Annotated in this window: 11 protein-coding genes; 5 read left to right on the plus strand and 6 right to left on the minus strand. The window is 57.3% G+C overall.

From position 1 onward, the window contains the following. Nucleotides 1-66: 66 nt before the first annotated feature. Nucleotides 67-1,170: a vWA domain-containing protein gene (locus IEX74_RS10905; protein ID WP_188813952.1), complete on the minus strand. Its 1,104-nt coding sequence runs from the start codon at nt 1,168-1,170 to the stop codon at nt 67-69. A gap of 242 nt (nt 1,171-1,412) precedes the next feature. On the opposite strand from IEX74_RS10905, the gene IEX74_RS10910 reads away from it, so the two are divergent. Together IEX74_RS10910 and IEX74_RS10915 are read left to right on the plus strand one after the other, a co-directional pair. Beyond that, nucleotides 1,413-1,694 (plus strand): DUF427 domain-containing protein, encoded by a 282-nt coding sequence (locus tag IEX74_RS10910; protein WP_188813955.1) that lies wholly within the window; start codon nt 1,413-1,415, stop codon nt 1,692-1,694. A gap of 207 nt (nt 1,695-1,901) precedes the next feature. Then, on the plus strand, nt 1,902-2,573 hold the full coding sequence (locus tag IEX74_RS10915; RefSeq protein ID WP_188813957.1) for a PliI family lysozyme inhibitor of I-type lysozyme: 672 nt from the start codon (nt 1,902-1,904) through the stop codon (nt 2,571-2,573). 158 nt (nt 2,574-2,731) lie between these two features. Here IEX74_RS10915 and IEX74_RS10920 read toward each other — a convergent pair whose 3' ends face one another. Further along, a complete protein-coding gene (locus IEX74_RS10920; RefSeq protein WP_188813960.1) occupies nt 2,732-3,721 on the minus strand; it encodes an acyl-ACP desaturase in 990 nt (329 codons plus the stop codon). Between the two features lie 111 nt (nt 3,722-3,832). Then, nucleotides 3,833-5,455, minus strand: a complete 1,623-nt coding sequence (locus IEX74_RS10925; protein WP_188813962.1) for a hypothetical protein — start codon at nt 5,453-5,455, stop codon at nt 3,833-3,835. A 596-nt stretch (nt 5,456-6,051) separates the two neighbouring features. Here IEX74_RS10925 and IEX74_RS10930 point away from each other — a divergent pair. Together IEX74_RS10930 and IEX74_RS10935 are read left to right on the plus strand one after the other, a co-directional pair. Continuing rightward, nucleotides 6,052-6,336 (plus strand): hypothetical protein, encoded by a 285-nt coding sequence (locus tag IEX74_RS10930; RefSeq protein ID WP_188813964.1) that lies wholly within the window; start codon nt 6,052-6,054, stop codon nt 6,334-6,336. Nucleotides 6,337-6,492: 156 nt separating this feature from the next. Next, nucleotides 6,493-8,121: an ArnT family glycosyltransferase gene (locus IEX74_RS10935; RefSeq protein ID WP_188813966.1), complete on the plus strand. Its 1,629-nt coding sequence runs from the start codon at nt 6,493-6,495 to the stop codon at nt 8,119-8,121. Nucleotides 8,122-8,145: 24 nt separating this feature from the next. On the opposite strand, the gene IEX74_RS10940 is transcribed toward IEX74_RS10935, so the two are convergent. Genes IEX74_RS10940 through IEX74_RS10950 form a run of 3 tightly spaced genes read right to left on the minus strand, consistent with a single transcriptional unit; the run spans nt 8,146 to nt 11,455 of the window. Next, complete coding sequence (locus tag IEX74_RS10940; protein WP_188813968.1) at nt 8,146-9,114, minus strand: glycosyltransferase family 2 protein; 969 nt, start codon at nt 9,112-9,114, stop codon at nt 8,146-8,148. Then, on the minus strand, nt 9,111-10,412 hold the full coding sequence (locus IEX74_RS10945) for an MATE family efflux transporter (RefSeq protein ID WP_188813970.1): 1,302 nt from the start codon (nt 10,410-10,412) through the stop codon (nt 9,111-9,113). Before IEX74_RS10945 ends, IEX74_RS10940 begins: the two co-directional genes overlap by 4 nt. Before the next feature lie 26 nt (nt 10,413-10,438). After that, nucleotides 10,439-11,455: a GNAT family N-acetyltransferase gene (locus IEX74_RS10950; protein ID WP_229755207.1), complete on the minus strand. Its 1,017-nt coding sequence runs from the start codon at nt 11,453-11,455 to the stop codon at nt 10,439-10,441. Between the two features lie 387 nt (nt 11,456-11,842). Here IEX74_RS10950 and corA point away from each other — a divergent pair, with 387 nt between their 5' ends. Next, nucleotides 11,843-13,036: a magnesium/cobalt transporter CorA gene (gene corA, locus IEX74_RS10955; protein WP_188813974.1), complete on the plus strand. Its 1,194-nt coding sequence runs from the start codon at nt 11,843-11,845 to the stop codon at nt 13,034-13,036. The last annotated feature ends 20 nt before the right edge of the window (nt 13,037-13,056 follow it).

Here is a 13,056-nt window from a genome sequence, read left to right on the forward strand (position 1 = left end):
TTATAACAGGGAGGTCACGCCGCTTGATGCGCGGAATCTTCGGCAGGATGACAGTGCGGGTTGTTCTTACAAACTCTTGCGGCGGTTCTTCTTGTAATCCTCGAAGATCAGGTGACCTAGGCCTTGCAGACTGCTGTAGTACGCTTTGCCCTGGTTTACCTCCGTAAACTCCTCCACGAACTGCTTCAGATAAGGATCGGAAGCAATCATGAAGGTGGTAATGGGCACTTTCAGGCGGCGGGCTGAGGCAGCTAGGTTCAGCGTCTTGTTCACCACTTTCCGGTCGAGGCCGAAGCTGTTTTTGTAGTAGCCGTTGCCTTCCTTGAGGCAGGTTGGCTTGCCGTCAGTGATCATAAAGATCTGCTTGTTCGGCGTTTTGCGCTTGCGCAGCAGATCCAAGGCTAGCTCCAGGCCGGCCACCGTGTTGGTGTGATACGGGCCTACTTCCAGGTACGGCAGATCTTTCACCTTGATTTCCCAGGCGTCGTTGCCGAACACAATCACGTCGAGGAAGTCTTTGGGGTATTTCTGCTTTACCAGCTCGGCCAGGGCCATAGCTACCTTTTTGGCGGGCGTGATGCGGTCCTCGCCGTACAGAATCATTGAGTGCGAGATGTCAATCATCAAGACCGTGCTGGTCTGCGACTTGTGCTCGTTTTCGCGCACTTCCAGGTCGCCTTCCGCCAGCATAAAGTCGTCGGTGAGGCCGTGGTTGAGCTGGGCGTTACGAATCGACTCGGTCATTGAAATCTGATCCAGCGAATCACCGAAGCGGAACTCGCGCATGTCGGTGCTCATCTCATCGCCCTGGCCGGTGTGCGGCGTGCGGTGGTTGCCGGTGTTGCTCTTTTTGAGCTTACCGAAGATTTCCTCCAGCGCGCTCTTGCGGATGTTCTGCTCGCTCTTGGCCGTAATCTGGAAGGAACCCTTTTTCTGCGGGTCTTCGTCGATGAAGCCTTTCTTTTTCAGGTCGTCGATAAAGTTGCCCATACCGTAATTGTCGTCGGTAAGACCATATTGTTTATCGAGCTGAGAGAGCCAGGACAGCGCCTCCGCCACGTCGCCCGACGTGATGGTGACCAGTTGCATAAATAGTTTAAAAAGAGAGTCAAAGCCTTTCTCAGGCGATTCCTCAGGCACAAAATCTCGGAAACGAAAGCCAGCAGACATAAGACGGGGATTAGGCTAGGAGAACAACGGAGGAGTGAAGTTGGTTTATCGGTACTGGTTTTTGGTTTGTCGCTGCACCGAGGTTAGAACGTCATGCGGAGCGCAGCGAAGCATCTCGCCTGCAATGGCAACCTCAATCCGGCAGGGATATACCCTTGCAACATCAGCACGCGTGATTCCTCCTAGCGTCGGAATGACGTTCTGGAAAGCCAAAAACGAACACCCACAAACCCAAACCCACTATGAAAGCAATCTGGAACAACACCGTCGTAGCTGATAGCAACGACACCATCGTAGTCGAAAATAATCATTATTTCCCGACCGACTCTATTAAGCGCGAATATTACGAGGACAGCATTGCCCACACCAGCTGCCCTTGGAAGGGCCGCGCCAGCTACTACTCCCTGCGCGTGAACGGCGAGCTGAACAAGGATGCGGCCTGGTATTATCCCGAAACCAAGGAGGCCGCCAAGCACATCGAAGGGCGCGTGGCCTTTTGGAAAGGCGTGCAGATTGTACCCTAAAGCTAGCTTGTAGCGCGAAGCTCTGCTTCGCATATCGTTGAACGACTCGCACCTAGGATTGCGCCAGCGATGGATCGTGCAATGATACGCGAAGCGCAGGCTTCGCGCTACGGATGCGCTACGGCAGGTGTAACCTCAAGCGCTGTGGGGCGTTAGTGCTGCTGTTGGCCGTTGCGCCGACCTAGGTTCTCTATTGCCTTCCTCGCTATGAAATCACCTGCTCCGCACCTATTTTCTGCCGCTGTTCTACTTGCGCTAGCTAGCCTTTCGGCGTGCGACACGCAACGTTCCGTTACCGAAACTGCCGACCCGACTAACTCCTTACGCAGCAGCACTGCCACCGAAGCGCCGACTGCTACACCTCCGCGTGTTTCGGCTACGGCTGTCAGCTACCACAAGGAAGTGACCGAGGGCGACCATCGCTTTGTGGTAGAAACAAAAGGCGAAGGCAGCCAACGCCAGCTCACGCTCAGCGCCGAAAAAAACGGCCGCGACCTGACTACCAACACGCAGGCCCTCAACGGCACCGTGACCAACGTAGTGGCTACCAACCTCAACAACGACAAGTTTCCGGAGCTGCTGGTGTTCGTTTCCGATGCGGGCAGCGGCTCCTACGGCCAGGTTGTTGGCTATAGCTTTCTAGACCAAGGCCGCCGGGCGCTTACCCTACCCGATCTGACCGGCGCTGCCGCCGAGGGTTACCAGGGTCAAGACGTGTTCAAAGTACAAGGCCAGGAGCTGCTCCGCTCCTTTCCCCTCTACAAGCCCGCCGACCCGAATTGCTGCCCTAGCGGCGGTACGCGCACGGTGCGCTACAAGCTCCCCGAAACGGGCGTGGCTTTTCAGCAGGTTTCTTTTGCCGACCAGGCGAAGAAGTAAAGGCCTCCGCCGAAAAGTAGAACGTCATGCTGAGTTTGCCGAAGTATCTCGCGTGTAATAGTATTCCCTAATGATTGGAGTTACTACTACACGCAAGATGCTTCGGCAAGCTCAGCATGACGTTCTTTTTATCTGATCTGAATTTCAGACCTAGCTTTTTAGTCAATCCATTTGAACTTGTACTCCAGCTTCGGCACCGGCATGCGGTCGGCGACGCGGCGCAGACGATTAGGCAGCGCCACGATGTAGTCGCGGGCTTTTTCGGCGGCTTCGTTCAGGCCTGTGATTTGCTCCACTTTCCAGTCCCGAATCAGGTCTTCGAGGATGTCGGTGTAGTCCTGGCTGGTGTACACGCCGAGGCGCTGGGCAGCATCGGTGAAGTGGCCGAAGGTCTTGCCCATTTCCACTCCTAGCTCTCGCATGTAGTGAGCCGGCATCACAATCTTCTTGCGCATCATGTCTTCGAAGGCCAGCATCATTTCCGATGGGTCTAGCTCGAAAATCTTGTCGACGAAGGTCTTGTACACGCGGGCGTGGCGGGCTTCGTCGCCGGCAATCATGCCGCAAATCTTAGAAAGCTGCGCGTCGCCGGCTTTGCGGGCTAGCGTGCCCACGCGGCGGTGCGAAATGTTGGTAGCCGCTTCCTGGTAGCTGGTGTACACGAAGGAGCGGTATGGGTCGCGGCCGGTACCTAGGTCGAAGCCGTCGGCAATGAGGTACTGGGTGCTGTTCTCAAACTCGCGCATGTTCACGCGGCCAGTCAGGTAGAGGTAGCGGTTGAGCAGGTCGCCGTGGCGGTTTTCTTCCGCCGTCCAGCCCCGAATCCACTGCCCCCAGCCGTTGGTGTGGTCATCGCGGTCAAGGTTTTCGAGGTCGTGAAACCACGATTCGTAGTTGGGCAGCGCTTCCTCGGTGATGGTATCGCCGATGAGGACGGCCAGCAAGTCGTAGCTCAGCCCTTGGGCCCGCTCGCGCAGCAGCTTTACTTCATTGAAGAAAACATCCGTATCAAGCCGCGAATCAGGCAAAAAATCAGACGGTTGCCAGTTGTCTTCAACTTTTTTCAGAAAGGAGTCCATGTTCTCTCGAATAAAGGATTCGAGCGATACGAGCACCTCGGCACGGGAGGCAAGAGCGGTGGAAAGCATGGCGACGGGAGAAGATTCTGGTGAAAAAGGGAGATCAAAGGTACGGCACCTACTTTCAGGGATACGCGAAATAGGTTGCCCTTGGACTTAATAAAATTTTGGCCTTTCGATTTATTTCATCGGTTCTACATCTATTTGGTACGGCCTGGGCAGCAGGGTATCAGCGCTAAGCGGCTCGCCGACCTGAAGCCGCCAACTTAGGTTAGCTGCCGAGGTTGTAGCTGCCAAGTAACTCGTCAGGAAGCGAGCCATCGGGGGCGTAAGCAGCCATACTACATCGGGCTGCGAAGCTAGGCACTGCAAAGCGAGGGGCAGGTCGCGAGTGCCGGTGAGCTGCTGGCGCAGCACCGCATTCGAAGGATCGAGCGTGGGCCAGCCGGTGAGGCTGAGCGTCGGGCGACGGCTGACGTTGTAAACTTTAAACGGCGAGAGACTTTTGTACGCCACCTCTAAGTTGGCCGTCACGATGAGGCGACCGGCAGCGAAGCGCTGCACCTCCCCTAGGTACGCTTCGTGCGCGGCTTGCTCGCGCCGCAGGATTTGGACGCGGTGCAGCGTTTTGTAGCTGTATAAGGCCAGCAGTAGCACCACACCTAAACCTAGCATTCGCCACCCGTAAGGAGGCACTTTTAGGAAGGGAGTGGTCAGCACGTAAGCTAGGTTACTCAGCAGCCAAAGGTTCATGAGCGGCAGCCCCAGACGCGGCGGCAGCTTCAGCCAAACACCTAGACCGAGCACCAACAGCCCATACGCCAGCTGTACCAGCCAAAACAACCGCTGCCCAGGTCGGCGCCGCACCAGCCAGAAAAGTGCTAGCTGCCCGAGCAGCAGCGGGAAGTAGTCACGCGTCAGCAGGCTTAGCGTTGTGCAAAGCTTCCCAAACGCCTCCCGCTGCAAAAAGTAACCGACATCGAACTGGGCGGCGCGCTGGAACAAGGCGTCGTTCACCAGCACCGAATCGCCCAGCAGCCAGTGGTCGACGGCCTGCAAACCTAGGCTGTCGACTGCGGTATGGGGCGCGGTGCGGTAAAGCTGGTAATCGTTACGGTTGGATTTGAGCACATCGAGCGTGCGATACGCGGCTGCTTCCGGCGAGCTGGTTAGCAGCAATCCTAGGCTAGCCAGTACTATCGTTGCGCTTGCCGCAGCCAGAACTCGCAGCGCAGGCTTTCCTCCCAGCCACCAGGCACCGGGCGCCGCGGCCAACAGCCCGAGCGCCGCCGCGCTGGGGCGCACTGCCCAGGCCAGCGCGGCCATTAGCAAACCTAAGCCAACCACCTGTTTCCGGCGTGCGTGCTGAGCGGCTAGCAGCAGCCCCATGCCACTCAGCAGGATAGGTACCCGCACGTAGTTGAACCACAAGCTATGCTCCAACCAAGTCAGCGTAAAAAACACTACCAGACCTAGGTTCAGCCCGGCAGCGGGCACGCGCTCATGCAGCAGCTTATCAAGTATGGTAAAGGCGCTGACGGTAGCCACATAAAGCAGGCCGTAGAGCAGCAACCCGTACCAGGGCCACATCGGCGCAACCTGGTAGAGCGTCGCTAGCACCCTAGCTAGGCCGTGAAAGTACAGGTGCAGATCCGTGACGGGCGCTGCCGCCGAGGCGCCGCACAGCAATTGAGTGATGGCGAGGTCGTCGTTGGTTTCGTAGTAGCAACCTAGCCCTAGCCCCGTGGCCAGCAGCAGCAAGCCCGGCAGCACCAACACACGAAACAAGCGGGAAGATTTCAAGGAAGTAGCGCGTGTCAGAAGCTGAGCGGAAAAGTGCCGGGTAGAATACGACGCTCAATTTTACACAGAAAGCAAGATTTTACTAGTGCGAGAACAATAGGGTCACAGTGAGCAGCTGAACCAAGCCGAGCCATTCCGAATGGCCACTTATGGCAGTGCTGAGCTAGCCCACAAGTGTGATTCCGGGAGCCGGTACAGTATTATACAACAGCTAAATACAAATTTTAGGATATAAAAATACCTGCCATTGGTAAGGGACAAGTAAAGTTGCGGTAATCAGGATACAGCAAATAGGATTTAGCCACTAAAAGGTAATCAAATCTAAGTTTTATATAGCATATTCAAAGGCCAAAAATCCGCTAAATCTGCCCTTTTCCGCTAGCAGGCACAATACTTGCCTAGCCTCAGTTGCTGCAAAAAAACAAGAACGCATCAACAGTAGACTAAACTAGAATCGAGAGCAGACTAAAACAAAATAGTTATATGTTTAGCTTTTACTATGCTATAGATCAAATTTATCATCAGATAGTTACATAACAACCGCAGCACACCCTATTATATTTGTCCAACTTCGTCTCACTTTACGCTACATACTATTGCACACGTATACGATAACTGATTTTGAGGGCGAATTTGATATCCGCATCTCCCTGCTGGGTGCTCGCTACAAGGCCACGTATTATGGACCGCATGAGGACAAGCTAAGTCATATCCGGCCGGCTTCTGACTACTCAAGCCTGATTACGAACATTCACCGCGCCGTGGCAGCCTGCCAAGGCATCCCCAAGACTCCTCCCTGCCGCACCATCAACATGGCCGATTGGGTTCGGTCGACAAGCCGCGCGGAGGCTTGGAGCACGCCTACAACCGCCAACGGTTAAGGGCCGTAGCTTCCTTAATATTTGTCCTGAAACGTGAAAGGCTCCTTCCCAGGAGCCTTTTTTGTGTTGTGCCTGCGGCCGGGCGCACGAGCTGCGGCGGGTTTGTGTTGCCGGCCGCACGCCCGCGAACCTGTTTTAAATGCTTGTTTTGCACCTGTGAACCGCACTCTGCTCCGCTTGCCCACCTACACGCTGGTGTTTGTCGGCCTGTTTACCCTCGCCTACTTTTTTCTCACGCATGAGGGCCTTTATGCTATTGATGATTATTTCTACTCGCGCTATGCCTATCAATTAGCCACCGGCACCTTCCACCTAGCCCCCGATCCGCAGGGCTTACTGCACGACCCCTTACGGGAGCGGGTGCTGATCTTTGCGCCGGTCGCGCTGCTGTATCGACTGTTTGGCGTCGACATTATTACTACTACGCTCTGGCCGCTGCTGTGCACCCTAGGTTGCGTGGGGCTGTTCTGGGCGCTCTACCGGCGGCGCGAGCCGATGGTGGCATCGGCGGCCATGCTGCTGCTGGGGTTGCATTACTTCTCACTCAATCTCAGCAACTACCTCTATCCAGATAATATCCTGATGTTCTGGTGCCTGGCTAGCTCGGCGGCGCTGCTGATCGGGCGACGACCGGAACGGGCTGCGGGTGTTTGGGGTGCCTGTTTTGCCCTGCTCACCTTCGCGGCATTGCTGAGCAAAGAAACCATTGTGTATTACTTTCCTTTCTACGCCGCCCTGCTACTGCTCGATTTGCGTTACCAGCGGCATTATCGGTTCTGGGGCGTGGCGCTGAGCCTAGGCTTGGTTTTACTGGCGGGGTACTTGGTTTATTATCAACTCTATACTAATGATGCGCTGTACCGTATTCACCTCATCGAGCGGACCAATGACTTCCTGAAAGAAGGAAATTATCTGGAAGGCAATCGGGCGGCTTTGGTGGCGCGCATCACCTGGCAACCACTTAGCTTTTTTGTGGACACGGGCCTGGGCGGGGTGCTGATCTTAGCCGTAGCCGCCCTTTTTGGCCGGCGTCAGCATCAGGGTTCAGACGCTGGCTACTGGCTAGGTTTGGCGTTTACGACCTTGGCGTTTTACTGGCTCGGCAGCACTTCCCTGAGCCAATACAACCCTATCACGCTACTGCCGCGCATGACGACGCCCTTGCTGCCGCCGCTGTGTCTGGCCGCCGGGTTTGGGCTGCGCAACTTCGTGCAAACCGGGCGCGGTGGCTGGCTCCTGGGCCTAGCCATGCTGGCTGCTGCGGTGTGGGTGCGCAGCAGCGTTTCGCTCATTTACGGCGGCCTGAGCCTTTACTTCTTTGGCGCGAGTTGGTGGGTTGGACCAGCGAAGAAACAAGCCGGCACGACAGCTTTCGTGAGTGTGGCTTTGTTGGCAGTGGCAGTCTGCACGGCAATTCGACCGGTTTATTTTATGCGTAAGCCCAGCGTATCATCCCACTTCGCTCAAAACCGCATCATTCGCCAGCACTTGCAGGCGCCAGCCCGTGGGGTGGTGTTTGTAGATGATTTTCTGATCGATAGCTACGATTTTTACTACGGCTACCAAGTGCCACCGGGGCTTACCTTCCGTCGCTACAGCGCCGCCGATTCGGTGCACCTAGGTTCGGGCCAGCACGCCTGGCTGCTGCTCAACCGCAGCACCCTCACCAACGACGAGCTTACCCGCAAGCTTATTCGCTACTCAGAACAGGATGTACTACAGCGCTTTCCGCAAAGGCGCACGGTCGCTGAAGACGGCAAGGTGACGCTGTACTCCGTTGAGTAACTGAGTAACTGATCAGCTACTCAGTTACCCTCTAGCGAAGCCACCAACTTTAGCCCACTGGCTCAATACCCAATCTACCAAGTGTGGGCGCGTCGTCTTTTGCAGTAACCGGTACAACTCACGGGCCTCGGGGAAATTATGCCAGCGGACTGCCTGCCGCATTTCCCAGCGCAGGCGCACAGCCAAAGCGGCCCGCTCGGCGGGGGTGCGGCACAGCATCAGGGCTTTGCGACAAACCTGGATGGTGGAAGCCAGAAAAGGGTCGTTGGGCCGGTAGCCGCGGCGCGACATAGAAGCCGCGTGCAGGCGCTTGCGGGTGGTGACCTCATTCAGAAAATGAAACTGCCAGTTGCGCGCCGCCCGCACCCAGAAATCAAAGTCCTCGTAGGCGAGGGTTTCGTCGTAGCCACCTAGGTCGTTGAGGGTGGCACGGCGCATGAGCATGGTGGGCGTACTGATAAAGTAGCGGCTGAGCACATCGGCGAAGACGTCGCCGGAGGCTGGCTGCGGATGAAGCCGGCCGCGGGCATCACGGCGGTAGTGCCGGCGCACCAAGCGCGAGTGCTCATCAATCAGCTCGGCATCTGAATATACGACGCCATAGCTAGGCTCAAGCTGCTGAAAGGCGGCCACTTGCTGCGTTATGCGGTTGGGTAGCAGCACGTCATCAGTGGCAAAGTCAATCAGAAACCCGCCCTGCGACTGACGATATGCCCGGTTGAAGGCGGCGCAGTTGCCTAGGTTCTGGGGCAAAAGCAGCAGCTGCCACGTCGGGTTAGCCGCGGCATAGCGCTCCAGAATAGCGGGGCTAGCGTCGGTGCTGGCATCATCAACCAGGATAACTTCCAGGTTTGGATACGTTTGGACTAGAATGGAATCCAGCGCTTCGGCCAGAAACTGGGCGTGATTGTAGCACAACGCCACAATCGTGACCAGTGGCAGGGCCTCAGCAGCGGGGCGAGTGGAGGCAGCATGCTCGTCTTCTATCTTCAACGCCGTAGGTAGTTTCGGAAATAAACACTGCACCCGAGCAACAACAGGCCAAACCGTGCCGCATGCGCCAGCGGCGCACCTAGCAGTCCGTAGCGCGGCAGCAACACCGCCAGCAGCCCCGCATACATCGCCGCCGACACGGCCTGCACGGCTACGTAGCGCCCCACCCGCGCCTGTGCCATGAGCAGAAACAGGAGCATCCAGGTCAGGAACTTCGCCCAGTCGCCGAGTAGCTGGGGCCACAGCAGGTCGCGGGCAGCCGCAAAATGCGCATCAAACAGCAAGACCAGCAGCCATTTGCGCAGCAAGAACAGGAATCCTAGCCCTAGTGCCGCCAGCACGGCCACAAGTAGTACGAGTGTGCGCACATACGTCCGCAATACGTCGGGGCGGCCGATCAGGGCGGCTAGCCGCGGGTAGTACACGCTGCTCATCAGGGCAGAAAACACCATTGTGTAGTTGTCGGAGAGCTTGGCGACGGCTTGCCACAAGTCAACTTGAGCAATGGGGAAGCGCCGGATGAGCACGCTGCGCAACTCAAAATTGACGGCGTAGCTGAACAGCAATACGCTCACCGCCATCAGCAGAAACTGCCCGAGCTGACGCACGGCCGTTCGGCTGATTTTCCCATGCAACCTAGGTAACAGCCCGTGCCATTGCGCCATCCAGAAAGCGGGCAGCGCCACCAGGCCTTGCCCCAGCAAATACGCCACCAGCGCCTGCTCGGCGCCTCTGCCGCTTACCAGCATCACGGCCGCCGCACCCACCCCCAATCCGCTTAGGGCTACCGTGAGCCGCACGTACGCTTGCAACTGCCCGGCGGCTAGCAACACGGCCGTCAGGAAGGCTTGCGCAATCAGCAGGATCATGCCGACTACAAAAAGCGCCATCCAAATCAGCGAGGCGTCGAACGCCCCGAGCAGCAGCTTAGGAGCGCCCAGCAGCGCCCCAAACCCAAGCAGCAGCGCACCTAGGTTCAGCACAATGCCCGCGCCCAGCCACGCCTGATAGCGCCCGGAGCTGGACCGCAACGGCGCCAGGTATTTCACGACGCCCACGTGCACGCCCTCGGCCGGCAGCGCAGTGAACATCGCCAGTAAGTTCTGAAAATGAGCCAGTAGCGTGAGTGCACCCGGCCCGCCGTACACGGCCATGAGCTTGTTGAGCACCAATGCCCCGGTTGTTCGCGCCCCGACTGCCATGCCTGAACTCAGAGAGTTGCGCAAAAAACGCCGCGCCACCGTACCCCGGGTTTCGGGGGAGGAAGGAGCAGCGGAAGCAGGAAGTTGGGGCGCCATGCCGGCAGAAGTTTAGGCCAGAAATCCTACGCCAGCTCCCACGCAAACGTCAGCTTGAGACTAAGTACGCCGCCCAGGTGCCGCTTGAACTGCAACAGCGAATGGTTCGGGCCGTCGGGCAGCGTGGAAGTACCTAGGTCGAGCAGGCGCATGTTGTTGGCGTGCGCAAAGGCGTAGAGGCCTTCGTTCAGTAGCACCACCGGACTGAACACGTTGTAAGCCAGCGGGCTGGCCGGGTAGAAGTTATACAGAATCTGGCCGCTCACGCGAATGGCTACCGTGAGAGCGGCCCAGGCTCCGCTTCCATCGCGCACCGAGAACAAGAAGTGGTCTTGCGGAAACAACCGAAATAGCTCCTGCAAGCGCTCCAGCCCCAGGCTCAGGGTTTGGCCTTTTTCGGCCCGGCACTGCCGCAGAAAATCGTAGACGGCGGGCAGCAGCAGCGGCGGCTCCTGCTCAAACTGAAAGCCCGCACGGCGGCACTTCTGCAAGCGCCGGCGCTCGGAGGGGTGCAGCCGGGCTTCAAAACCTAGGTCGGTGGGCTCCAGATGATTGTTCAGCTCCGCCAATGTAACGCGGGCCCCGAGCTGCAAGAGCGCCTGCGTCAGCAGTGTGCTCCCAGCCGGGTCGTAGGCGAAAGGGTAGCTGCGTACCTGTAACTGTTTCACGCCCTGGCCTTTCAGCTCCTGCTGTACCCGTTGCAGAAACGCCAGTACCGTAGCCGGTGCCAGGCCGGACGCCAGCTGCACGGCCCCAAAAGGCGCCTGCCACGGACTATGTGCCAGGCTGATATCAGCCTCATCCACAAATACATGGAAGATGGCCACCGTCGCCGCCTGGCGCTCATCTTCCAGGTAAAAGCCGAGCTGCCCGCCGGTGTGAGGCTGCAAGGCCAGGTGCGCGGGGGTGAGATACAAGAACGGCTCAAAAGCCAGAGGCAGCACTGCCGTAAGCGCCTCTTCACCAGCACTGTATCGCACCAGGTATCGACCGCCTTCAAGCGCAAGGGGGAGCAAACGGGAAGAAGCAGCGGGCGAAGACAAGGCGGTGAGGTGAAAAAGCGTAGGAAGGGCGAAAGTACAAGCAAAATGCCACTGCTTGGAAATACGGCAAAAACCTAGGTTGGAGTTAATGCTTAGCCTGTCATTCCGACCAGCGGGAGGAATCTCGCGTGCAATGGTAATTGTCATGCTTCATCTGGCGTCCGCTTGTCGAAGCATCTCTACTGCAATGGTAAACCCAAATGCTAGCCCAACGAAGCGGTAGAGATGCTTCGACAAGCGGACGCCAGATGAAGCATGACCGCCTTTTTTACTTTGTGTCCACACTCCCTAGAACACGCCCAGCGTCAAACTTTCTGAAGAGGCTGCCAACGCTGGCACCGCTTCTCCTCGTACATAGCATTACTCAGCTGCCCTACCTTTCCCCTCATGACTACTGATACTGACTCCGCTGTTACCGACGAGATTCCTGTAGATGATGACGCGGCTCCCGCGCTACGCGGCGTCACCGACCGCGACGCGGTGCGCCAGGCCCGCGAGCAGAAAGTGGGCGAGCGGCCCGGCACGTTGCAGATCCGCGAAAATGCCCTGAAGCCGCGGTTGTTTATGATTTCGTACGACGAGAAATCCTACAAGGAGCGGGAGTTTACGAGCTACGATGAGCTTCGCACCTACTATCTTTCAACGCCTCAGCAGCAGCACTGGCTTGATGTGCGCGGCTACGGCGACCTGCCGCTGATGGAGCGCATCATGAATGACTTTGACTTGCCGCCGCTGCAAATGGAAGACGTGCTGGGCGATTATCAGCGCGCGAAAGTGGACGTCTTCGGTGATAATCAGCTGTTTCTGGTGTCGCGCATGACGGATTTCACCCCGAACTGCGACATTGAGGACGACCAGCTTTCCATTTTCACCGGGTCCAACTTTATCATCTCTTTTCAGGATGACTATGAGGACTGCCTCGACTCGGTGCGCAACCGCATCCGCTCGGGCAAAAGTCAGATCTTACGCAGCTCGCCACAGTACCTAGCTTATGCCCTCACCGACGTGGTACTCGACCACTATTACCCCACAATGGCGGCCATCGGCGACTACATTGAGACGCTGGAAGACGACATTTTCCGGGGACGGCCAAACCGGCGGCTGCTTGCCCGCATTTTGCGCATCAAGAAGGACATCACGCGCTTTCGGCGCCTCGTGTACCCCGAGCGCGACAAGCTTGCGGAGTTGCTGCGCCTGCCCGACGACGTGCTGCCCGAAAACATCAAGCTCTTCTACCGCGACTGCTACGACCACGCCATTCAGGCCCTCGACCTGGCCGAAAGCTACCGCGAATCCATCAGCAGCCTCGTGGATTTGTACCTTTCGAGCCAGAGCAACCGCATGAACGAAGTGATGAAAGTGCTGACCATCATCAGCAGCATTTTCATCCCGCTGAGCTTCGTGGTGGGTCTGTACGGCATGAATTTTCAACGTGAAGATGAGCACGGCCACGTCATGCCGATGAACATGCCGGAGTTGTACAGCCCCCTGGGTTATCCCATTACCGTCGCCGTTCTGATCCTGATCGTCACCGTGCAACTCGTGTATTTCTACCGCAAAGGCTGGCTCACGAATGATTGAGTAAAAAACTGCCTGTCATC

The sequence above is a fragment of the Hymenobacter cavernae genome, assembly GCF_014641455.1.
GTDB lineage: Bacteria > Bacteroidota > Bacteroidia > Cytophagales > Hymenobacteraceae > Hymenobacter > Hymenobacter cavernae.